The following is a 22629-nucleotide window of genomic DNA, read 5'->3' on the forward strand; positions in this document are numbered from 1 at the left end:
CGGGTGACGCTGCGGCTCGTCAGCGCACCGGACAGATGGCGCTGGACATGCGGCCGAGGTCGACGTGCCGCCGACTCACCAAGGCAATTCCAGTTCCAGACATGACGGAAGCGTGTCACGGCGATCTGGACACAGTCCAGCTTAATCCACCATGTGGACACCCTTGTCTCGTCAGGCGAGACCAGGGTGTCGTTGGTCACAGAGATCGCGGGACCTCTTGTTCCCGCAGGTCAGGCCGGGTACGCCCCGGGCCAGGGGCCCGGTGCGGGCACCTCGGCCTCCTCCTCGACCTTGGTGTCGAAGAGTCGGAAGCCGCGGCGCTGGTAGTTGGCCATCGCGTGCTCGCCGTCCTTGGAGCAGGTGTGCAGCCAGACCCGCTTGGTGTCCGTCAGTCCCGGCCAGCGGTCCGCGAGGTCCCAGGCGCGGGCGGTGCCGTAGGAGAGCAGGTGACCGCCGATCCGCCTGCCGCGGAAGGCCGGGATCAGGCCGAAGTAGGCGATCTCCACCACACCGTCGTCCTGGGCCTCCAGCTCGACGTATCCGGCGGGTGTGCCGTGGTCGTAGGCCACCCAGGTCTCCACGCCCGGCCGCTCCAGGTGCTCCGTCCACCGCGCGTACGTCCAGGAGAGCCGGTCGGTCCAGCGGATGTCGCCGCCCACGGAGGCGTACAGGAAACGGCTGAACTCGGGGGAGGGGACTTCCGCGCGATGGATGCGGACGTCGCTCTCCGGGGGTTCGGCCGGGAGGAGGTCGGTGGGGGCGGACTGTTCCAGGGACCAGGTGGTCACGGGGATGTTCGGCATGCCGGTCAGGGAATCATCTATCCCAGAGATCTGTCGATCGAGGCTAGCGGCAGCGCGAACAGCACCCGCCCCGACTGGGACCACACGTCGCCCGTCTCTTCCCAGTACGACAGCGACTCCGACTCCCCGCTCCAGCAGCTGCGGGTCTCGTCCGCGCCGCAGCGGGTGGCCTTCGCGGGGTTCGCGGTGTTCTGGCGCCAGAGGGTGCCGTGGTCGCCCTCCGTCGCGGCCGCCCGGCCCAGGTACCACTGGGAGTCGTGCGCCAGGACGGGGCCGGAGCCCGAGGCCTTCGTGGCGAAGGCCTCGGCCACGCGCGCGTAGCCGCCGGAGTCGGTGGCCAGGAAGCCGGCACGGTCGGGGGCGCCGCTGAAGTCGTAGCGCCACAGCCGGGCGGCCGTGTCGCCGTCCCCGGAGAGCCACTCGCTCGCGACCAGGCTGTCCGGTGCGGTGCTGCGGTCCAGGGAGAGGTAGTCGGGGCGGGTGGCGCCGGCCGCGTCGGTCAGGCGATAGGAGCCGACGGCGGGCAGGACCCACTGGGCGCCGTGCGCCGACCAGCCGCCGCGGACCCTGCCGACCGCGCCGCTGTCGACGGTGGCCCGCTGGACGCGGTTCATGTCGTAGACGTACAGCGCGTCGCCGCCGTCGCCGCTCGCCGTGACCAGCAGCTTGTTCTGGTACCAGACCATCCCGGAGACCTCGGAGACGAGGCCGCGGAAGTCGCGTCCGCCGTCGACCGGGACGGCGAGGAGAACCCAGGAGTAGGCGGGATGGTCGAGGTCGTTGGCGTCGACGAAGGCGACCCGGGCCAGGCCCCCGCCCCCCGCCGCGGTGCCGGTGCGGCTCCACGCGGAGAGGATCACGCGGTTGGCACCCCACAGGCCGTCGTCGTCGGCGTCCCCGGAGGTGGTGACCGCCCCGGCCCGCCAGGAGCGGGTGTCGGCGGCGTCCCAGCAGTAGGCGGCGGTGGCCGTCGGCTCCACGGGCAGCGCCGTGCGCTCACCGGCCGTGCAGTCGATCGCGTCGCGCAGGGGCCGGTCGGCGGAGTTCAGGACGGCGGAGACACCGACCGGACGCCCCATCCCGGCGGAGAGCCGGTCGAGGGATCTCTTCGGAACCCGGGATTCCTTGAGGCGCAGCGGGGCGGTGTCGGCGGCCGAGGTGAGCGGCTTCAGCGTCCCCGGATTGGCGGCGACCGTGGCCTGCGAGGCGCTGATCATGGTGGCGGCGGCGGTCAGCGCGAGGGCTGTCCCGGCCAGGAAGGCGCGTAGTGCTTGGCCCCGCTTGCGCCTGCGGTGTCTGCCACGTTGCTTCATACGTCCTCCCGAGGCGGGCCAACTGCGCCTGATGATCCGTACGTTGACCGAGGAGCAGGTGGGGTGGCCCGCAGAGGATGCTACGGCAGTGCGGCACCGCTGGGGATGAAGATGCTGCAATTATGCGGAAGATGCACCATGAGCGAGGGTTTTCACCCGGTCTCGGCGCAGGCGCGCGCCCCGAGCACGGCCGGGGCCGTCGAGTGCGGCAGCAGGTCGCCCGGGCTGGCCGGCAGCAGCACCTCGACCTCGGCGTCCTCGCAGAAACGATACGGCCGGTGGTCCAGGAACGCCCCGAGATAGCGCCGCACCCGGGACAGCTCCGCACGTACGGTCACCGTGCGGCCGGGATCGCCGAACATGTCCTGCGCCAGGCCCGCCGCGCTGCGGCCCGAGCGGTGCAGGGCCAGCAGGTAGAGCAATTCGGCGTGCCGGGGACTGAGTTCGTGACTCCAGGTGCCCGCGCCGCCCGACACCGTCACCGTCCAGCGGCGCGGATGCGCGAGGTCCAGCACGATCCGGGTGGCGCCCTGCGGCTCCGGTTCGTCGGTGGCGCGGACCAACCAGCCGCCCGCCAGCGGTTCCAGGGTGCACAGACCGAGCGCCGGCAGCCATCGGCGGCCCGGCGAGGGCGACTTGGGCAGGGCGATCCGGTTCGGATACGGCATTCCGGTCACCGCCGCCGTCCAGCCGTCCCGGTCCACCACCAGGGCCCGCCCGGTGAGCCGGGCGAGCACCGGCGCCGCCACGGCCCGCAGTTGCTCCAGCGAGGCCAGATGCAGCTCGCGCAGCCGGGACTCGGCGAGCTTGGCCACCGAGTCGACCCAGGCGAGGGTCGCCGGGTGCATGGTGTCCAGCGGCCCGCTCACGTCGACCACACCGATCAGCCGGCCGTCCCGCGGGTCCTTGATGGGGGCGCCGGTGCAGGTCCAGGAGGTCTGGGAGCGCACGAAGTGCTCGGAGGCGAAGACCTGGACGGGGCGGCGCACCACCGCCGGGGTGCCGACGCCGTTCGTGCCGACGACGTTCTCCCGCCAGTCGGCGCCGAGTTCGAAGCCGGTGCCGTCGGCCTTGCGCAGCACGCGGGAGCTGCCCTCCCGCCACAGCACCCGGCCGTCGTCGTCGGCGACCACCATGATGTGGTGGGCGACGTCCGCGACCGACAACAGCCCCTCCCTGAGCACCGGCAGGACGTGCCGCAGACGCGTGGTCTCCCGGCGCCGCTGCACCTCCTCGGGGGGCAGCAGACCTGACCGGAAATCGTGCTCCGGATCGACGCCGCTGCGCAGCATCCGGCTCCAGGACTCCTCGATCACCGGGCGCGGGGCGAGGGGCGTGCGCCGGCCGGACAGGGTGGCGGAGCGGATGTCGTTCAGTACCCGGGCCGCGCCTGCCGTGTCCAGGGTGGCTAGGTGGGTCACATGCGTCGGCGAGAGCGGCACTGGTCCTCCCGGTCCCGGATCCATTGACTGTCTGTCTCATAGTGCCGGTCGCGGCTCGGGAAGGGACACAATCCGCCCACAGTCACCAGGAAGTTGCAACCCCCTGCAACCCTGGTGGTGGGCTCCGGCTTGATTGAAACTTGGGCGAACGCCGTCTCGCAGCGGCGTGTTTCGGCCTCTGAGGGCCGTAACGGGGGTGGTGCCGTGTCGGCGCAGCACCACCCCCGTTCACTGTTGCCCGCGGTTGAGGCAGGTCACTCCACGGGCCGGGCCCGATCCACCACCGACGCCAGGTCGAGGGTCGTGGGCAAGGTGCCGAAGGCCGCGCCGCCGTCGCCGCCCAGACGGGACGCGCAGAAGGCGTCGGCGACCTCCGCGGGGGCGTGGCGGACGAGCAGGGAGCCCTGAAGGACGAGCGCGAGCCGTTCCGTCAGATGGCGGGCCCGCCCCTCGATGCCCTCCAGATCGGCCAGTTCGGTGAAGAGGCTCTTCGTCGCCGCGTCCAGGCGGTGGTCGGCGCCCCGGGTCCGGCCGATCTCCAGGAGGTAGGCGTTCAGGGCGTGGGGCTCGCGCTGGAGGACCCGCAGGACGTCCAGGGCCTGGATGTTGCCCGCGCCCTCCCAGACGGAGTTCAGCGGTGACTCACGGACCAGGCGGGGCAGGCCCGACTCCTCCACGTAGCCGTTGCCGCCCAGGCACTCGGCGGCCTCCACCGTCAGCGGGGTGCAGCGCTTGGTGATCCAGTACTTGGCCGCCGGCACCGCGATCCTGAGGAGGGCCCGTTCCTGCTCGTCGTCGTTGTCGTAGGCGGCCGCCAGGCGCAGGGCGAGGGTCGTCGCGGCCTCGGACTCCAGGGCGAGGTCGGCCAGGACGTTGCGCATCAGCGGTTTGTCGACGAGCTTGCCCCCGAAGGCCTCGCGGTGGGTGCAGTGGTGGATGGCCTGGGCGACGGCCTGGCGCATCAGGCCGGCCGAGCCGAGGACGCAGTCCAGCCGGGTCGCCGCGACCATCTCGATGATGGTGCGGACCCCGCGCCCCTCGTCGCCGACGCGGCGGGCCCAGGTGTGGTCGAACTCGACCTCGGCGGAGGCGTTGGAGCGGTTGCCGAGCTTGTCCTTGAGGCGTTGGAGGAGAAACGTGTTGCGGGTGCCGTCCTCCAGGACACGGGGGACCAGGAAGCAGGTGAGCCCGCCCGGGGCCTGGGCGAGGACCAGGAAGCCGTCCGACATGGGGGCCGAGCAGAACCACTTGTGACCGGTGAGTTCGTAGGTCTCGCCGTCGGGCAGGGGGCGCGCGGACGTCGTGTTCGCCCGGACGTCGCTGCCGCCCTGCTTCTCGGTCATCCCCATCCCGAACAGCGCCCCGGCCTTGAGGTGGGCGGGCCGCAGCCCGCGGTCGTAGACCATGGACGTCAGACGCGGCTCCCACTCGGCGGCCAGGTCCGGATCGGTGCGCAGGGCGGGGACCGCGGCGTGGGTCATCGACAGGGGGCAGCAGTTGCCGGCGTCGACCTGCGTCCACAGGACGAAGGCCGCCGCGCGCCGTACGTGCCCGCCGGGGCGGCCCCAGGCGGCGGTCAGGCCCGCCGAGACGCCCTTGCCCAGCAACCGGTGCCAGGCCGGATGGAACTCGACCTCGTCGACACGGTGGCCGTAGCGGTCGTGGGTGCGCAGCCGGGGCGGGTTCTCATTGGCCTGGGCCCCCCACTCCTGCACCTGCGCCGACCCACAGGCCCGGCCGAGCGCGGCCAGCTCGCCGTGGACGTCGTCGAGCATGGCCGGGTCGAGGTGCCGCTCGACGGCCTCCTTCAGGGCGCGGTCGGCGCCGTAGACGTCGTAGCCGGTCAGGGGCGGGGGCTGGTTGGTCACGGTGTGCGTGGTGCCTGCCATGCCAGCGAAAGTACCCCGGGGCGGGGGAGGGTCACCTCACGGACACGGGGTGGGGTGGTGGGGGTGGGCGCAGGGGGGTGCGACGCCTGATGGCCATGGGGGTGCCGGTCGTCCCGCCGGCGCATCACGAGCACGGTGTCGGGTCGGTGTGCGTGGGGGGTCTTGCGGATACGGGGCGGGGGGTCTGGGCCGGGTCCGATGGCCGTGGTGCCGGGTCGTTGCGGGTGCCTGCGCAGGTCGTCTCGTGCAGGGAGACCCGTCGGGGGGACGGGCACGGACGGTAGCTGATGTTTACGGTGCCTGGTCGCCGCCGGCGTACTTCTCTGAGCGCGCCTTGTGGGCACGGCACCCGGTGCCGCGACGGGTGTCTCGGGGCCGGTACCTCGCTGGCGCGGGCCCGTGTACGCGGCTCCTCGCGGGTACCGTGCCGGCTCGCCCCAAGCGGGTGGACCGTCTCCGGAAGGGGCGATCCGTGGTCGCGCCTCGTGGGCACGGCACGTGTTGCCGTGATGGGCGGCCCGGGGGTGGTGGCCGTGTCGGCGCGGGCCTGTGTGCGCGGCTCCCGCGGGTATGGTGCCTGGTCGCCCCGAGGGTGCCGCCTGGTGCCCCGCGGAAACGAGCACTGTCCGCCCCGAGTGTGCGGAGCGGATGTCTCGCGGAGGCGATCCCTGTTCGCCCCTCACCTGCACGGCACCCGCTGCCCGTGGACGGGCGGGGCGGGTGCCGTGGGCAGGGTCAGGCCAGGTGGGCCATCGCCTCCGTCGGGTGGTGCAGCGGGTCCGTGTCGTGGGTGCCGTGCGGCCAGCCCGCCCGGTACACGGTGTCGAGGTAGCGTTCGCCGAGGTCCGGGGCGATCGCCACCGCGGTGAGGCCGCGGCGGCCGTGGGCGGACAGCCACTGGTGGGCGCCGCTGACGACCGTGCCGGTGGAGCCGCCGAACAGGAAGCCCCGAGCCGCCAGCCCGCGGCAGACCTGGAGGGTGTCCGGTTCCTCGACGAGGACCACGTCGTCGATGTACGACTTGTCGAGCAGCTGCGGCGGCACGCTCGTGCCGAGACCCGGGATCAGACGGACGCCCGGCGGCCCGCCGAAGGTGACCGAGCCGACGCTGTCGACGGCGACGATCCGCACCGGGCGCCGCCACTGCCAGAACCAGCGGGCGCAGCCCATCAGGGTCCCGGTGGTGCCGGCCCCGACGAACAGCACGTCCAGGTCCGGGAAGCGGCGCGCGATCTCCGGCGCCGTGGTGCGGTAGTGCGCCCGCCAGTTCCCCTGGTTGCTGTACTGGTTGAGCCACACGTACCGCTCGTCCGAGGCGCACAGCGCCCGCACGTACGCGAGCCGGGCGCCCAGGTAGCCGTCGTGCAGGTCGGGTTCCCTGACCACGTGCACCCGGGTGCCGAGTGACTCCATCAGCCGGATCGTCAGCAGGTTGCACCGGGTGTCGGTCACGCACAGGAACCGGTAGCCCCGGCTCGCCGCGATCATGCTCAGGGCCACCCCCAGGTTCCCCGACGACGACTCGACCAGGACCGACCCGGGCCGCAGGGTGCCGTCGCGCTCGGCGGCGTTCACCATCTCGCGGGCCGCCTTCAGCTTGATGGACCCGGCGAAGTTGAAGCCCTCGCACTTCAGGAACAGCGGAAGCTCCAGCGCGGCCCGCAGGTCGACGTAGAGGTCTGACTCGTTGAACTCCGAAGGATCGGATATGACGGGCATGACGCCCCCCTCCTCATGCGCACGGGTCGTTCAGCCGTACCGGCGCAGCTCGTTGAAGAACCCGTCGACGACGTGCAGTTCGCCGCGCCGGGCCAGTTCGTCGTGGACGTACCGGCCGACGGCGAGGTCGAGCACCCCGAGGCCGAAGGGGGAGAACACCACCGTCCGGTCCGTCGGGACGGTCACCCGTCCGGTCAGCACGTCGTCGAGCGTGCCGTCGATGAAGTCCCTGCTCCCCGTGAGCTGTTCGGCCAGATGCGGGGAGGTCTCCGCCTTGAGGCAGTGCTCGACGTCGTCGACGAAGTTGGCCGACGCGAGCAGGATCTGCGGGGCGAGGTCGCGCAGGGACACATGCAGGACCAGGGGGTGATGGCCGAACCACGACGGATCGTGGACGTGCGGTTCGCCGGCGACGGTGGCGAAGACGACCAGGTCGCTGGAGCGGACGAGGGATTCGGCCGAGTCGTGCACGGCCACCTTCCCCGGCGCGCCGGACCGCTCCAGGTAGCCGCGGAACCCGGCGGCGCTCTCGGCGGACAGGTCGTGCACGCCCGTCTCCTCGAACTCCCAGCCGGTGGCGGTGAGATGGGTGTGGATGTAGCGGGCGATCAGCCCGGTGCCGATGAAGCCCACGCGGGTCGGGCGGGTCCGGCCCGCACTGAGCCTGTCCGCCGCCAGCGCCGCCGAGGACGCCGTGCGCGTGGCGCTGATGACCGAGCTCTCCAGGCAGGCGAACGGATAGCCGGTCTCCGGGTCGTTGAGGATCAGCACCGCGGAGGCTCGCGGCAGCCCTGAACGGATGTTCTCCGGGAAGCTGGAGACCCACTTCAGACCGTCGACCCTGAGGGGTCCGCCCAGCGAGGCGGGCAGCGCGATGATCCGGGACGACGGGCGGTCCGGGAACCTCAGGAAGTACGACGGCGGGTTCACCGAGTCGCCCGCGCCGTGCAGCCGGTACACGGCCTCGACGAGGTCCGCGATCTCCGGTTCCCGGCCGTGCAGGGCCTGTTGGACCTGGGCGCCGGTGACGAGCGCGAAGGACGGGGAGTCGAGGGTGCTCATGCGCCGCTCACCTCGCCGTCGGCGCGCAGCACCGGGTCGCCGAGCGCGGCCAGCACCTCGCGCGGCCCCTCGAAGGGCTCACGGCTGTGCGCCGTACGGATGTTGTCGACGAGCAGGAGGTCGCCGTCCTGCCAGGGTTCGCGCACGGTGTGGGCGTCGTACACCTCGTTGATCGTCCGGACGACCTCCGCGTCGATCGGACTCCCGTCCCCGAAGCGGGTGTTGAAGGGCAGCCCGTCGGCGCCGTACAGGTCCACCAGGTATTCGTGCACTTCCGGCTCCATGGTCCACTCGTTGAGGAACGCGATCTGGTTGAACCAGCAGGGCAGTCCGGAGCGCGGGTGCCGCAGCACCGCGCCGCGCCGCTGCCGGGTGTGCAGGGAGCCGTCGCGCTGCCAGGCGAACTCGATGGCGTGCCGGCGGCAGTAGCGTTCGACGGCGTCGCGGTCGTCCGTGCCGAAGGCCTCCTCGACCGACGCGCCGATCTCCTCGTGGTAGGCCCGGGTCAGCAGCCACCCCTCCCGTTCGAAGCGGGAGACCAGCTCGCGGGGCAGGGCCCGCAGCACCGCCGACGCGTCGGCGAGCGCCGTCGCGCCCCCGGACCCGGGCGCCTCCAGACAGGCGAACAGCAGCAGGCCGGGGAACTCCAGGCCGTAGCTGACCTCGTGGTGCATGCACATCTGCTGGTTCGGCGGCCACTTGGTGGACGAGTACACGCCGTCCGCGTAGCGCCGGCGGGGTGCGAAGGGCTCACGATCGGGCATCAGACCGTCGGTCAGCCGCCTGAAGACCGCCTCGCTCGTCGAGGGGTCGGCGAGGCCCAGCCCCCGCACCAGGACGGAACCGTGTTCGAGGACGAGGGCCCGCAGTGGGTCGCGGTGCTCGGCGGCCCAACTCACCGGCTCGCCGCCGGACTTGGCGTGCAGGACCGGCGGATTGCCCGGGGCCAGGTCCAGGTACGGAAGGAGACTCGTGGAGGACATCTCGGTGTTCCTTTCAGCTGCGCCGGTCGAGCAGATCCGCCAGGTCCGCGAGGACCGGGTGACGGACGACGTCCTGGAGGGTGATCGCCCGGTCCAGGGCGATCGCGAGACGCACGGCGGACAGCGAGCTGCCGCCGCGGTCGAAGAAGTGGTCGAGGCGGCCGATCCGGTCGGCGGAAACGCCGAGCACCTCGGCCCATGCCTCCGCCACCCGCCGCTCGCCGTCCGTCACGGGCCCACCCGCGGCACCAGTGTCGAGGTCCTCGGCGAGCACGGTCAGCGTGCGTCGGTCGGTCTTGCCGTTGGCGGTCACCGGCAGGTGCTCCCGCCAGTGCACGACGGCGGGGACCATGTACGACGGCAGCGACACGGCCAGCCGTTCCCGCACCGTGTCCGCGGCCACCGGCTCGGGCCCGGCGCAGAACGCGGCGAGCTGAGCGCCCCGCACGACCACGACGGCCCCGTCGCGCACCCCGTCCACCCGCAGCAGCGCGTTCTCGATCTCGCCGATCTCGACACGGAACCCGCGGATCTTGACCTGGGTGTCCCGGCGGCCGAGGAACTCCAGCCTGCCGTCGGCCCGCCAGCGCCCCACGTCACCGCTGCGGTACAGCCGCTCGCCGGGCCGGTACGGGTCCTCCATGAAGGCGGCCGCGGTGCGCTCGGGATCGTTGACGTAGCCGCGTCCCACGCACACCCCGGAGAAGACGATCTCGCCGGGCGCGCCCAGCGGCACAGGGACCAGGTCCTCGTCGACGACGTACACCCGCACATTGCGCACAGGGTGCCCGAGCGGGACCCGGTCGCCGTCCGGTACCCGGTCCATCACCTCGTGGTTGGTGTCGTCCGAGGTCTCGGTCAGGCCGTAGGCGTTGGCCAGCCTGATGCCGGGCGCGGTGGTGAACCAGCGCTGCACCAGCTCCCGCTTCACCGCCTCGCCGGTCACCGACACGCAGCGCAGGTCGGCCAGTTCGCGCGGCCGCTGCCCCAATTCGGCGAGCACGGCCTCCAGATACGACGGCACGACCTGGAGCACATGAACCCGCTCCCGCACCACCGTGTCCACGAACCGCGGCACGTCCAGGATCGTGTCCTGCCCGACGATCAGCGTCCGCCCGCCGACGACCGGCCCGGCGAGCAGCTGCCACAGGGAGATGTCGAAGCACTGCGGGGCGGTCTGCGCGACCACGTCGTCCTCGCCGATCCCCAGGTCCTCGACCTTGGCGAGCACGTGGTTGAGGAAACCGGCGTGCTCGCACATGGCGCCCTTGGGCTCACCGGTGGAGCCGGACGTGAAGTAGATGTAGGCGAGTTGGTTCGCCGACACCGGGACTCCGAGATCGTCGCCCGCGTGGCCCTCTGCGTACGCGGTGTCCACGAACAGCGTCTCGGCGGACGCAACGGTCTCGGCGGCCGTACCCGTCCCGGCGGACGTTCCGGAGAGCGATCCGGTGCTGCCCTCCTCGGTGACGACGAACGCGCAGCCCGCCCGCAGCAGCGTCCTCGCGACCCGCTCGGCAGGGAAGTGCGGCTCGACCGGCAGATAGGCCCCGCCCGCCTTGAGCACGCCGAGCACGGCCGCCATCCAGTCCAGGTTCCGTTCCATGACGACGGCGACGACGTCCTCGGCCGCGAGGCCGCGGGCCAGCAGCGCCCGGCCGATCCGGTTGGCGCGGGAGTTGAGCTCGGCGTACGTCCACCGCCGGTCGTCCTGTACGGCGGCCACGGCGTCCGGGTGCTTCTCGACCCGCTCCTCGAACAGCTCGTGCACCCGCCGGTCCGGGAGTTCACGGACCGGGCCGGCAAACTCCTCCAGCTGGAAGCGGAGTTCTTTCTCGGACAGCAGGCTCCGGCGGTCCGGATGGGTGAGCGCGGTGAGGTGGTAGCCCGCGATGCGGGCGGCGGCTTCGGCGTCGAGCACACCGGCGCGGTAGCGCAGACGCAGCGTGCCGTCGGTGACGGTGACGCGCAGGTCGGCGCCGGACGTGTCCTCCGTGCCGCCCGAGAGGGCGGCGAGGACCCTGGTGCGGGCCGCGAGCAGCGCGGCGGGATCGGTCGGTGTGCCCGCGGGCAGCGGGATCGCGTACTCCCCGATGTCCGGCAGCGGACCGGGCGGGCGGTGCGGAGCTGTTTCCATGACGTTCGTCCCCCTGTGTGTTCTTCGTTCAGGCAGTGCAGGCAGTGCAGGCAGTGCAGGCGGTTCGGCCGGCTTCGGGTGCTTCAGGCACGTGCCACCGCCGGATTCCCGCCCCAGTGCGCCCCCGCGGGCATCTCCTCGCCCTTCATCAGGAAGGCATCGGCACCGAGTACGGCGCCGTCGCCCATCGCGACGCCGTAGTGGACCAGCGCGCCCGTCCCGACGGTGCAGCCGTCGCCGATGACGATGTGGTCGGACTTGAAGGTGCCGTCCTCCTGGGAGTGGGCCTGCACCTTGGAGTGGTGGCCGAGCGTGGTGTCGCTGCCGATCGCCACCAGCGTCCGCTCGGTGAGGTAGCAGCCGTCGTCGAAGACCCGCCGGCCGATCCGCACTCCCAGCAGCCGCCAGACCAGGCTCTTGAACGGGGTGCCGTTGAACACCACGAGATGGTGGTCGGGCACCTTCCACAGCCGCTCGTGCCACCAGAAGTACGGGTCGTAGATCGAGCACAGCCGCGGCTTCAGCGGCCGGAAGCGGGTGATCACGCGCTCCACCAGCGCCCAGTAGCCGACGGTCACCGCGAGGCCGGTCATCAGGTAGGCGCCGATCAGCAGTCCACCGAGGGCGCCCCGGCCGCCGTAGAGGTCGACGGCCGCGAAGCCGAGCAGCGTCAGCAGGAACCAGTGCAGCCAGCGCAGGAAGAGGAACAGGGCCATCGTGCGGGCGTTGGAGCGGTTCTTGGCCGAGAGGCGGCGGCGCAGCTCGTCGCCCTCGCGGAAGTGGTCGAAGCGGGTGTCGCGCTCCACCGTGCGCGGGATCTCGAACGGCGGCGAGCCCAGCAGGCCCACGCCCTCGCGGAGTTCGCCGTCGAGCGGCACCAGCACCTTGGTGGCGAGCAGGCAGTTGTCCCCGGTGCGGCCGCCGACCGGATAGGCGATGTGGTTGCCGAGGAAGTTCTGCCCGCCGATCGTGACCCGTGAGAGCCGGAACGAGGTGCTGGAGTACTCGGCGTTGAGGATCGACAGCCCGTCGGCGACCATCGTGCCGCTGCCGACGGTGGCCAGGTACGGCGTCTCGTGCGCGACCTCGGTTCCGAAGTTCGAGCCGGTCTGCTCGACGCGTGAGAGGTCGTAGCCGATGGACCGCAGGTAGGGGACGATGTACGAGCTGTCGCCGCACAGCCACTTGAAGAACTTGATGTTGGTCATGCGGGCGATCGCGCGCTGCACGGAGTAGTGGAAGCCGTACAGCGGATAGACCCGGTCCGCCGTCAGGGCCAGGTTCAGCAGCCGCGGCAGCACCGTCACGGTGACGAGGCCGAGGACCACGAAACCGGCGAAGAGGGCGACGGACAGGGCGAGCGCCTCGGCGTAGAAGGCCGCCGACGCGAGTTCCTTCGCGTTCGGTTCCAGCAGCGGGTCCAGCGCCGGCACGAGGTCCATCACGAGGAAGACACCGCCGATGCCGAGCGGGACGTACACCAGCAGCGTCTGCAGCAGCGCCACGAGGGCGTAACCGGCCCGGCGCGCGGAGGTGCAGCCGGTCGCCGGGACCCGGATGTGGTCGACGTCGGTGGGGCGGGCCGGGGAGCCGTGCCAGCGCTCGCCCGCGGGGATCGCGGCACCGTCGTACAGCGCGGAGGAGTGGCCCAGCTGGCCGCCGTCGCCGATGGACGTGCCGATGTCGAGGACGGTCTTCTCGCCGACGAAGACGTCCCGGCCGAGGGTGACCGGGCCGGTGCGGATCCGTCCCGCGTGCGCCCGGTAGCCGAGCAGCAGGGCGTCCTTGCGGATCACCGTGCCGGCGCCGACGGTCAGTAGGTCGGTGCAGACCGGCATCGAGTGGGACAGGACCGTGACGTCCGGGCCGATGCGGGCGCCGAGGGCCCGCAGGTAGAGGACGTACAGCGGGTTGCCCGTGAACAGGACCATCGGGCTGGCGTGCAGCAGTGCCTTGACCAGCCAGAAGCGGACGTAGGCGAGGCTCCAGACAGGGAACTCGGTCTCCTTCCACCGGCCGACCAGCACCCACTTCGCCACCACGGGCAGCGTGCACAGGGCGAGGAACAGGGCACCGCCGAAGACGAGTGAGCGCAGATAGACGGGGAGCAGGCCGTCGGCGCCGGATATCCAGGAGTACCCCGCGGCGGTGGCGACACCGGCTCCGGAGCAGTACGCGGCGAAGACGAGGAACTGCAGCACCCCGCACAGGACATAGCGGGCGGTGCTGCCCGGCGGCGGGGGCGGCTCGGCCGGCCGGGCGGGGGCCGGTCCGGTGGCCGGGACCTCGGCGAGAGCGGTCGCCAGGCCGCGGATGGTCGGGTGGCCGTAGACGTCCCGCATCGACACCTGCGGCAGATCGTCCCGCTTGCGCACCCGGGCGCAGAACTGCGCCATGACCAGGGAGTTGGCGCCCAGGTCGTCGAAGAAGTGGCTGTCGAGGGGGACTTGATCGGTCTTCACGACCCCGGCCAGCACCTCGGCGAGGACCTGGGCGGTGCCGTCCACCGGGGCGACTGTCGTGATGTCGCCGGGATTTACCACCACTTGAGCTCCTAGATCATTACTTTTGGTCTTATGGACTATTCGGTGTGCTTGCTAAGTCGGACCGGGTCCGCCACCGGTTCCGGGGGTTGCGGCGGTGTTACGGCCTCGCGACACCGCCGGGCCGCGCCTGCGACGACCGTTTCCAGCGGGCCACGTCCGACGTGCCGCCACGAGAGGGCGAACAGGAGCGCTCCGGTGGTCATGGCGGCGTAGAGGAGCTCGGGGGAGCCGGAGAGCGCGCCGGTGGCGAGCAGGAGCACATGGGCGGCGTACAGGGTCAGCGGCATGCTGCCCGCCGCCGCGAGCGGGGTGAGAGCCCGCGTGAGCAGGGCGCTCCTGGTCAGCAGCAGGGCGCCGCCGAGGATCGCCGCCGCCGAGCCCAAGGTGAGGAGCAGGTCGAAGGGCGTGGTCGCGTGCGGCGCGCGGGAGAGCAGCGCCCACCAGGTCACGCCGTCCGGGCTGTCCCACAGGGCCTCGGCGCGGGAGGCGCCGGGGAACTCCGCGCGCCACAGCTGCCGCAGCCCGTCGAACCGGAACAGGACCAGGGACGACACCAGCCAGACCCCGGCCACGAGCGCGAGACCGCCCCCGAGGAGCCGGCGCGCGAGCCTGCGTGACGTCAGGTCCAGGCGGCCGAGGGCGAGTCCGGCGCACAGATAGGCGGTCCAGGCGAGCACCGGGTAGTCGCCGTGCACGAGCAGGTCCGACACCAGGCCGAGCGGATCGGTGACCAGGTCCTGGAGGGTCGGGTCGCCGTCGAACGCGGGCCGGGGCAGTGCGCCCCGCAGCGCGTGGACGGCGAACGGCGCCCCCACGGCCAGGGACAGGGAGAGCGCCGTCAAGGTCCCCGGTCGGAGGCCCAGCAGCGGGATCGCGATCAGGAACAACAGGGCGTAGAACACCAGGATCACGTCCACGTCCAGGTCCGCCGCGCGCGAGGCGTAGCCGAGCAGCAGCCCGATCAGCGCGATGACACCAGCCCGCGCCGCCACCGCGACGGCCGCGGGCCGCCCGGTCGCAGGCCGCCGACCGCCGGTCGTGAAGGCCAGACCGATCCCGGCCGTCACGGCGAAGGTCGCCGAGGAACGGCCGCCCGCGAACATCCAGGCGGGGGTGGGCGATCCGGCCTCGTCGAATGCCCCGAACACGTGAACGGAGAACATTCCGAGCAGGGCGAGCCCCCGTGCCACATCGACCCCCGCGATGCGCGGCGCGGCTTGCTTCGGTGTGTATGGAGCAGGCATGCGAATTCTCCAGAGTGGGATACGGCGGAATATCGCCCGCTGTTCACCGCGCAGCGGAAAATCATGAAGAGGGACCCCCGTGGTTCCGGTGTTCCGGAAGAAAAGGAAGTGCCGTGAGGCACGGAATGGAATATGCAGAAGGAGCGGTTCGGTATGTGCCTGGAGTGACCACGCGAGGGGGACGGGGTGGCCTGACTCGGGCCTTGGTCGGAGCCCTGAGAATGCAATCCGAATTGTTTCGAGGCGCTCATGAACGGGTCAAGCGCGTTTCAGTCAATGGCGGTTTCCTGCCGGTCGGCAGTTCGCTGCCGATAGGAATCACTCATGCCGTTCGGTGGCGCCACCGGGGAACTCACTTCATGGACGGTGCACATGTCGTCGGGCATTCCGGTTCCCGGGTCCGCGAAAACCGGCCAGCGGGTTCATGACAGAAAAGGGGTTCGATTTTCTTCGCGATTTCCCCGGGGTTGCCCGGCGTTTTCCGCGGTATGACGGAACCGAACGCGAGCGGGCGTTCCCCGCACGGGCGTGCCCCGGACAGGGACGGGGGGATGAGTGCACGCTCGCGTGGCGGATACCTTTAGGACGTGCAGGCAGCAAGCGAATCCCCTCAGCCACCCTCCGGTCGACTCCACCGGGCCCGTGCTCTCTACCGGAACGTGTCGAAGCGCAGGACCGCCTGGCTGCTGCTCAAGGACACCGTCAACTCGTGCATCGAGTACCGCATCCTGGGGCTCGCCGCCGAGGCCGCGTTCTTCTCGCTGCTGTCCGTGCCGCCGCTGCTCCTCAGCCTGATCGGCCTGCTGGGCTACGTCGACGACTGGACCGGCACCGACAGCATCAGCAGCCTGGAGGCCAACCTCCTGGACGCCGCGCGCACGGTCCTGTCCGACAAGGGGGTACGGGAGATCGCGCAGCCGATCCTCGACGACGTGATGAAGGGCGGCCGTCCCGACGTCATCTCGGTCGGCTTCCTGTTCGCCCTGTGGTCCGGGTCGCGCGCGGTGAACGTCTTCATCGACACCATCACCGTCATGTACGGCCTCGACGGGGTCCGCGGCATCGTCAAGACCCGGCTCGTGGCGTTCGCGCTGTTCGTCGCGGCGCTGCTGATCGGCTCGGTGGCGCTGCCGCTGATGGTGGCGGGTCCGGACGCGGTGGTGCGGATCGTGCCGTGGTCGACGACGGTCGTCCAGGTCCTGTACTGGCCCGTGGTGATCATCCTGTCCATCGCCTTCCTGACGACCCTGTACCACGTGTCGGTGCCGGTGCGCTCACCGTGGATCGAGGACGTCCCGGGCGCACTGGTGGCCCTGGCGATGTGGGTGCTGGGGAGCTTCCTGCTCCGGATCTATCTCCAGAGCACGATCGAGGGCGCGACGATCTACGGCTCGCTCGCCGCCGCGGTGGCGGTGCTGCTGTGGATCGGCGTCTCGGCCTTCGCGGTCCTGGTGGGCGCGGCGATGAACGCCGCGATCGACCGCGTGTGGCCCGCGGCGGCCACGGCGGCGGCGCGCGCGGCGCAGGAACGGGTGCGGGAGGCGCAGGTCGCGGAGTACGTGGCCCGCGCGGCCGCGGCGGTCCGGGACGCGGGCCCCGACGATCCCGACGACCCCGACATGCCGTCGGAGTTCCCGGAGAGGTGGTCGCGCTTCCTGCCGCCGGAGGACGTGACGTCCCGCCTGCGGACGCACGCGAAGTCGACGCATCCCCCGCGGAAGCCGGAGGGGTCCTGAGGGGGGCGTCCGTCGTCGGGTGCGGGCCGGTGGGGCTTCTCGCGCCCACGCGGCGGAGCCGCATATCGACACAGCCCCGCGCCCCCAAAAAGCATCGCTCGCCCGCGTCAGACCTTCCAGGTCCCCGCAGCCGCCGCCTCCCTCGCGAAGTCCGTGAAGTCCCGGGGCTCGCGACCCAGCACCTCCCGCACCCCGTCCGACAGATACGCGTTACGCCCGTCCAGCAGCTGCTCGAACGCCTCCACCAGTGCGCCGGCCTCCCCCTCCGGCACCCCGAACGCCGCAAGCCGCTCCCCGTACTCCTTCGCCGACACCGCCCGGTACGTCAGCTCCCTCCCCGTCGCCTTCGCGATCTCCGCGACCGCCTCGCCGAAGGTGAGCAGCCGGGGCCCCGACACGGTGATCGTCTCCCCGACGTACCGCTCGCCCGCCACCAGCGCGGCCACCACCACGTCCCCGATGTCCCGCACGTCCACGAACGGCTCCCGCACCTCGCCCGCCGGGAACACCAGTTCCCCGCTCAGCCGCAGCTCCTCGACCAGCGGCCCCTCACTGAAGTTCTGCGCGAACCAGGCGGCCCGTACGACCGTCCAGTCGGCCCCCGACGCACGCAGCGCCTCCTCCGCGTCCCGCGCCCGGTCCTGCCCCCGCGACGACAGCAGCACCAGCCGCCGTACGCCGGCCCCCACCGCCTCCCGCGCGAGCGCCCCGAGCGCCTCGGCGGCCCCCGGGGCGCCGATGTCCGAGGGGTACACCAGATACGCCGCGTCCGCGCCCCGCAGCACCTGCTCCCACGTGGACCGGTCCTGCCAGTCGAACCCCTGGGCCCGTGAGGCCGCCCGCACCGTCAGCCCCGCGGCCCGAGCGGACCGCGCCACCCGGCTGCCCGTGCGACCCGAGGCACCGGTCACCACCACCGTCGTGTTGCGCGTGTTCTGTGTCATGCCGTCGAGTCAACTCCCGTGCCCGGCACGGGCCCATCGCTGAACGGCTCATTCCCATGCGTACGCGTCTACGCTGGCCGCATGGACGCTCTGGCAGGCCTGCTGGAAGGACCGCGGGCGCGTGGCGCCTTCATGATCCGCGCGTGCTTCGACCCGCCGTGGGCGGTGCGGGTGGAGGACCGGGCACCGCTGACGGTCATGCTGATGGTCCGCGGGGAAGCCGTGGTCCTGCCCGACGCGGGCGAGCCGGTCCGGCTGCGCCCCGGCGACCTCGCGATCGCCCGCGGCCCCGACCCGTACACCTGCGCCGACGACCCCGGTACGGCCCCGCAGGCGCTGATCCTGCCCGGCGCGGAGTGCAGCTACCCCGACGGACGGTCCCTGAACGGCTCCATGGACCTCGGCGTGCGCACCTGGGGCGACCGGCTCGACGGCGGGACGGTGGTCCTCATCGGGACGTATCTGATGGAGGGCGAGATCAGCAACCGGCTCCTGGACGCGCTGCCGCCGCTGCTGTCGCTCACCACCGACGTGTGGGAGTGCCCGCTGACCCCCCTCCTCATGGAGGAGATCGTGCGTGACGAGCCGGGGCAGGAGGTCGTCCTGGACCGGATGCTGGACCTGCTGGTCATCGCGGCGCTCCGGGCCTGGTTCTCCCGGCCCGAGGCGGAGGCGCCCGCGTGGTACGCGGCGCTGGCGGACCCTGTGGTGGGGCGGGTGCTGCGGCTGATGCAGGACGATCCCGCGCATCCGTGGACGGTGGCCTCCCTCGCCGCCAAGGCGGGGGTGTCGCGTGCGGCGCTCGCCCGGCGGTTCAGTGAGCTGGTGGGGGAGCCGGTGATGACCTATCTGACCGGGTGGCGGCTGGCGTTGGCGGCGGACCGGCTGCGGGAGGGGGACGCGACGCTGGACGCGATCGCCCGGCAGGTGGGGTACGGCAGCGCGTTCGCGCTGTCCAGCGCGTTCGCGCTGTCCAGCGCGTTCAAGAGGGGCTACGGGGTCAGCCCGCAGGAGTTCCGGCTGCGGGCCGGCCGGCCGTAGCCTGGGGACGTGTACACGGAACGGCCGTCCCGGCTCGCCGGTGCCGTCGTCTGGACCGGTGACGGGTCCGGACGCGTCCTGCCCGACGGGTGCATGGATCTGCTCTGGCACGAGGAGCGACTCCTCGTCGCCGGGCCCGACACCCGTGCGTACGTCACCGCGGGCGCCCCCAGCACCTGGACCGGCCTGCGCTTCTCTCCCGGTTCCGCGCCCGCCTTCCTCGGGGTGCCCGCCCATGAACTGCGGGACCGGCGAGTGGAGTTGGCCGATCTCTGGCCCGCGCCGGAGGTACGGCGGCTGCGGAGCCGTATCACCGAGGCCCCCGACCCCGCCACCGCGCTGGAGGACATCGCCCTGGAGCGCGCGGCCCCTCCCGACCCCTCCCTGCACGCCCTCGTCGCCGCTCTGGGCGCGGGCCGTCCCGTCGCCGCGACCGCCGACGAGATCGGCCTCGGGGCACGGCAGTTGCACCGGAAGTCGCTCGTGGCGTTCGGGTACGGGCCGAAGACCCTGGCCCGGATCCTGCGGCTGCGGCGGGCCCTCGCGCTGGCCGGGGCCGGAGTGCCGTTCGCGGAGACGGCGGCGCGGTGCGGTTTCGCCGACCAGGCCCATCTCGCCCGGGACGTGCGAGAGTTGGCGGGCGTGCCGCTCGGGCGGCTACTCGCCGCCGGCTAGCGGGGCGTACAGGTCGACGCTGTTGCCGTCGGGGTCGTGCAAGGACGCGTACCGCTGGCCCCAGTCGGCGTTCCACGGCTTGAGTTCCCCGTGGAAACCCTCGCCCACCAGCTCCTCGTACACCGCGTCGACCTCGGCCGGACTGTGGCAGCGCAGCGCGAGCCCGGTGCGGCTGCCGCCGGCCGGCGCCCGCCAACCGGGGTGGAAGGAGCGGACCGTGTCCTCGGTGTCGAGCATCAGCCGTACACCGCCCGGCAGTTCGGCCTCGGCGTGCGGCTGCGTCTCCGCCCCTTCGGAGAACGGGAACCCGAGCCGCCGGTAGAAGGCGACGGAGGCGGCGAGGTCGGAGGCCACCAGACCGATGGCGTCGAATCGTGGAGTCATGACGCCACCGTAGGCAGGGGCGGGGCACCCGGTCTTGAAGGAATCGGACACCTCAGCCGAAGGTCACCGGTCCCCGCGGGGAGTCCACGGTGAAGGAGAGGCCCACCGGCCCCTCGGCGAGGGGGAGTTCGGTGTCGAGGGCGGAGAGAAGGCGACGGATCTCGTGCGGTGCGGGGGCGGTCGCGGTCAGGGAGCGCAGGGGAGTGGTGGGCAGGCCGGAGGCCGTCGGATGCGCGGTGGCGCCCCAGTCGATGAGGAAGGGGACCAGGCCGGAGGGGTGCTGGGTGTCGCCGTCCGTGAGGCGCCACTCCAGCAGGGTGCCGTCGGGCCGGCGGCGGCTCATCGGGCGGATCTCGCCGGGGTCGTAACCACGGGCCCGGGCCGTCGCCACCGCCGCGTCCAGGTCGGGCGGGCTGATCGCCCAGGTGACCGTGCGGGCGGCGGCGAGCGCGTCGACGTCGAAGGGACGCGGGCCCCTCGGCTCCGGCTGCTCCGGGTCCGGGCCGATGATCTCCAGATAGGCGGTGCCGCCCAGCGACACGAGATGGTTGCGGGTGCCGAGACCGACGTGCACCCCGCCGGGGGCGGGGCTCACGCCGGTGCGCCGGGTGAAGTCGGCGACCGTCGCCGCCAGGTCGGGGGTCGCCAGGACCAGATGGTCCAGCCGTGCGGGAATCGCGTTCACCGCGCCGACGCTACGGCGCCCCGACCGCACGACGGAACACCTGTACGGTGACACACCTCCTAGGCTCGGGCCATGGCTCCCCGACTCCTCGTCCACACCCGCACCACCGCCTACCGCCACGACTCCATCCCGGCCGCCGTCGACGCCGTCCGCGCCCTCGGCGGCTTCGCGGTGGACGCGAGCGAGGACCCCGCGGCCCTGGAGCGGCCCCTCGACCGCTACGCCGCCGTCGTCTTCCTCTCCACCAGCGGTGAGATCCTCACCCCCGCGGGGCGCGAACGGCTGGCCGCCCACGTGGAGTCGGGCGGCGGGTTCGTCGGCGTGCACGCGGCCGCCTGCACCGAGTACACCTGGCCCTACTACGGCGAACTGCTGGGCGCCCGGTTCGACAAGCACCCCGCGTACCAGCCCGGCAGGATCCGCGTCGAGGACCGCGACCACCCGGCCACCCGACACCTGCCCGCGGTATGGGAGTTCACCGACGAGTGGTACGACTTCCGGACCAACCCTCGAGGGTCCGTGCGGGTGTTGGCGTGCGCCGACGAGTCGTCGTACCAGGGCGGCGGCATGGGCGCCGACCATCCGCTGGTGTGGTGCCGGGAGCAGGGCGCGGGCCGCGTCTTCTACACCGCGCTCGGACATGCCGCCGAGGCATGGGCGGACCCGGACTTCCGGGCCCATCTGCTCGGCGGGATCACCTGGGCGGCACGGCTGGCGCACAGCGGGTCCTGAGCCTGTCCCAGCCCGTCCCAGCAGGTCCCCGTACGGCCCGCGCTCCCGGACCACACCGCCGTACGCGGCACGGACCGTCCCCCGCCGGCCCGGGGACGCGGGCAGGTCTCGCCGTGCGCACCTCAGTCCTGTGAGTCTGTGCCGTGCCAAGCCAAGCGAGCCGCCCCAGGGGGAACCACGGGGGGAACCACGGCGGTTCGGAAAGGGAGACTTCCATGAGCATGCGCAAGCGGGCCGTCGCGATGATGACGGCCGCGTTGCTGGGCGCCGGGACGCTCGGCCTCGCCGTGGCGCCGGCGGCGGACGCTGCCTCGTACCACGGCATCGACGGCAACGGCGTCGTCAGTGACGACTTCCAGGACGAGGAGAACCTGAGCGTCGACGACCACGCCAACAGCAACGCCACGGCCCTGTGGCAGTCCGTCCTGTACGCGGACGGGGCCAAGTGGCAGGACGAGGACGGGGACTGGCACAACTACGCCAAGAGCCAGATCGACGGCTCGTTCGGCCCCGAGACCGAGTCGGCCACCCAGTGGTGGCAGGAGCACTACGGCCTCACCGACAACGACGGCGTGGTCACCGACCAGAGCTGGGAGTTCGCCCAGCAGTGGCTCCACGGCCCCGGCTCGGGCGGCAGTGTCCGCTACCAGGGCGACAAGCGGGACGTCGACCTCAAGCGGGTCAGCGGCAAGTACCGGGTGAAGCTCAAGGGCACAGGACCCTGGCGGATCGCGTACTACGACCAGGTCGGCTGACCCCGGCCGGCGGGGGAGCGGGCGGCCCCGCGGTCACCCGCTCCCCGACGGCCACGCCCACAGCACCCCAGCCACCAGCAGCACGATGACGGCGAACGCGACCAGCGCCGCCGTACGCCACCGCCGGTACTCCAGAGCGGCCGGAACCGACACCGCCACCTCCTGCGCCACCACGCCCACCACCGTGCCGTACGGCCAGACCGGGTCGGCCAGGTCCCACAGTGCCAGCAGCCGCCCCTGGTCCGCGCCCGCCACCCGGCACAGCGCCTGCACCGCCCCCCGCGGCGGCTGCTTGGCCCCGCTGAGATACCGCTGCCAGGACGACTTGCTGTACGCGGTGCGCCGGGCCAGCTCGGCGAGGCTCAGATCCGTACGGTCCTTGAGGTGCCGCAGCTGTTCGACGAGATGCCGCGCCTCCCTCGGAAGCGAGTCCGGCAGCGGCCGCCAGCGCGTCATCGTCGTCCCCCAAGTGCTCGCCGCCGCCCTGGCAGGGGCAGCGGCCCCCCTCCCCGCCGCAACGTTCGACGCCCGTCCGCCCC

20 protein-coding genes are annotated in these 22629 nt (G+C 72.2%); 5 read left to right on the forward strand and 15 right to left on the reverse strand.

What is annotated here, in order from left to right:
- Window positions 1–19: 19 nt before the first annotated feature.
- From H293_RS61655 to H293_RS0116215, 11 genes are all read right to left on the reverse strand, one after another.
- The gene (locus H293_RS61655) at window positions 20–103 is read right to left on the reverse strand and encodes a putative leader peptide (RefSeq protein ID WP_349817346.1); all 84 of its coding nucleotides are present in this window, start codon (window positions 101–103) and stop codon (window positions 20–22) included.
- 127 nt (window positions 104–230) lie between these two features.
- Window positions 231–803 (reverse strand): GNAT family N-acetyltransferase, encoded by a 573-nt coding sequence (locus H293_RS0116170; protein WP_020118901.1) that lies wholly within the window; start codon window positions 801–803, stop codon window positions 231–233.
- A gap of 17 nt (window positions 804–820) precedes the next feature.
- Entirely contained in the window at window positions 821–2116 is a 1296-nt protein-coding gene (locus H293_RS0116175) for a hypothetical protein (protein ID WP_020118902.1), read from the reverse strand.
- A 152-nt stretch (window positions 2117–2268) separates the two neighbouring features.
- Window positions 2269–3558: a GAF domain-containing protein gene (locus H293_RS0116180; protein ID WP_020118903.1), complete on the reverse strand. Its 1290-nt coding sequence runs from the start codon at window positions 3556–3558 to the stop codon at window positions 2269–2271.
- 254 nt (window positions 3559–3812) lie between these two features.
- Window positions 3813–5447, reverse strand: a complete 1635-nt coding sequence (locus tag H293_RS0116185) for an acyl-CoA dehydrogenase family protein (protein WP_020118904.1) — start codon at window positions 5445–5447, stop codon at window positions 3813–3815.
- A gap of 735 nt (window positions 5448–6182) precedes the next feature.
- Complete coding sequence (gene sbnA / locus H293_RS0116190; RefSeq protein ID WP_020118905.1) at window positions 6183–7166, reverse strand: 2,3-diaminopropionate biosynthesis protein SbnA; 984 nt, start codon at window positions 7164–7166, stop codon at window positions 6183–6185.
- A gap of 30 nt (window positions 7167–7196) precedes the next feature.
- A complete protein-coding gene (gene sbnB, locus H293_RS0116195) occupies window positions 7197–8228 on the reverse strand; it encodes a 2,3-diaminopropionate biosynthesis protein SbnB (RefSeq protein ID WP_020118906.1) in 1032 nt (343 codons plus the stop codon).
- Window positions 8225–9211: a TauD/TfdA family dioxygenase gene (locus tag H293_RS0116200; RefSeq protein ID WP_020118907.1), complete on the reverse strand. Its 987-nt coding sequence runs from the start codon at window positions 9209–9211 to the stop codon at window positions 8225–8227. The genes sbnB and H293_RS0116200 overlap by 4 nt, the downstream gene beginning before the upstream one ends.
- Before the next feature lie 13 nt (window positions 9212–9224).
- Window positions 9225–11348: a non-ribosomal peptide synthetase gene (locus H293_RS0116205; RefSeq protein ID WP_020118908.1), complete on the reverse strand. Its 2124-nt coding sequence runs from the start codon at window positions 11346–11348 to the stop codon at window positions 9225–9227.
- A gap of 83 nt (window positions 11349–11431) precedes the next feature.
- Window positions 11432–13894, reverse strand: coding sequence for a Pls/PosA family non-ribosomal peptide synthetase (locus H293_RS0116210; RefSeq protein WP_020118909.1), 2463 nt, complete (start codon window positions 13892–13894; stop codon window positions 11432–11434).
- A gap of 35 nt (window positions 13895–13929) precedes the next feature.
- Entirely contained in the window at window positions 13930–15138 is a 1209-nt protein-coding gene (locus H293_RS0116215) for a heparan-alpha-glucosaminide N-acetyltransferase domain-containing protein (RefSeq protein WP_028807891.1), read from the reverse strand.
- A gap of 587 nt (window positions 15139–15725) precedes the next feature.
- On the opposite strand from H293_RS0116215, the gene H293_RS0116220 reads away from it, so the two are divergent.
- Window positions 15726–16874 carry a YihY/virulence factor BrkB family protein gene (locus H293_RS0116220; RefSeq protein ID WP_028807892.1) on the forward strand — a complete coding sequence of 383 codons (1149 nt, stop codon included), beginning with the start codon at window positions 15726–15728 and terminating at the stop codon, window positions 16872–16874.
- Between the two features lie 107 nt (window positions 16875–16981).
- On the opposite strand, the gene H293_RS0116225 is transcribed toward H293_RS0116220, so the two are convergent.
- Window positions 16982–17818, reverse strand: a complete 837-nt coding sequence (locus H293_RS0116225) for an NmrA family NAD(P)-binding protein (protein WP_020118912.1) — start codon at window positions 17816–17818, stop codon at window positions 16982–16984.
- 81 nt (window positions 17819–17899) lie between these two features.
- On the opposite strand from H293_RS0116225, the gene H293_RS0116230 reads away from it, so the two are divergent.
- Both H293_RS0116230 and H293_RS0116235 read left to right on the forward strand, forming a co-directional pair.
- Window positions 17900–18859 (forward strand): AraC family transcriptional regulator, encoded by a 960-nt coding sequence (locus tag H293_RS0116230; RefSeq protein WP_028807893.1) that lies wholly within the window; start codon window positions 17900–17902, stop codon window positions 18857–18859.
- Window positions 18860–18868: 9 nt separating this feature from the next.
- Window positions 18869–19534, forward strand: coding sequence for a helix-turn-helix domain-containing protein (locus H293_RS0116235; RefSeq protein WP_020118914.1), 666 nt, complete (start codon window positions 18869–18871; stop codon window positions 19532–19534).
- Here H293_RS0116235 and H293_RS0116240 read toward each other — a convergent pair.
- Window positions 19517–19918, reverse strand: coding sequence for a VOC family protein (locus tag H293_RS0116240; protein ID WP_020118915.1), 402 nt, complete (start codon window positions 19916–19918; stop codon window positions 19517–19519). The two genes, H293_RS0116235 and H293_RS0116240, sit on opposite strands and share 18 nt — an antisense overlap.
- Window positions 19919–19970: 52 nt before the next feature.
- Window positions 19971–20603: a VOC family protein gene (locus H293_RS0116245; protein WP_028807894.1), complete on the reverse strand. Its 633-nt coding sequence runs from the start codon at window positions 20601–20603 to the stop codon at window positions 19971–19973.
- A gap of 72 nt (window positions 20604–20675) precedes the next feature.
- Between H293_RS0116245 and H293_RS0116250 the strand changes: the two genes are divergently transcribed.
- Together H293_RS0116250 and H293_RS0116255 are read left to right on the forward strand one after the other, a co-directional pair.
- Window positions 20676–21335, forward strand: a complete 660-nt coding sequence (locus tag H293_RS0116250; protein ID WP_020118917.1) for a ThuA domain-containing protein — start codon at window positions 20676–20678, stop codon at window positions 21333–21335.
- Window positions 21336–21550: 215 nt separating this feature from the next.
- The gene (locus H293_RS0116255) at window positions 21551–22090 is read left to right on the forward strand and encodes a peptidoglycan-binding domain-containing protein (protein ID WP_020118918.1); all 540 of its coding nucleotides are present in this window, start codon (window positions 21551–21553) and stop codon (window positions 22088–22090) included.
- 33 nt (window positions 22091–22123) lie between these two features.
- Here H293_RS0116255 and H293_RS0116260 read toward each other — a convergent pair whose 3' ends face one another.
- Window positions 22124–22546 carry a helix-turn-helix domain-containing protein gene (locus tag H293_RS0116260; protein ID WP_020118919.1) on the reverse strand — a complete coding sequence of 141 codons (423 nt, stop codon included), beginning with the start codon at window positions 22544–22546 and terminating at the stop codon, window positions 22124–22126.
- Between the last annotated feature and the right edge of the window lie 83 nt (window positions 22547–22629).

It is taken from the genome of Streptomyces canus 299MFChir4.1 (genome assembly GCF_000383615.1).
Lineage (GTDB): Bacteria > Actinomycetota > Actinomycetes > Streptomycetales > Streptomycetaceae > Streptomyces > Streptomyces canus_C.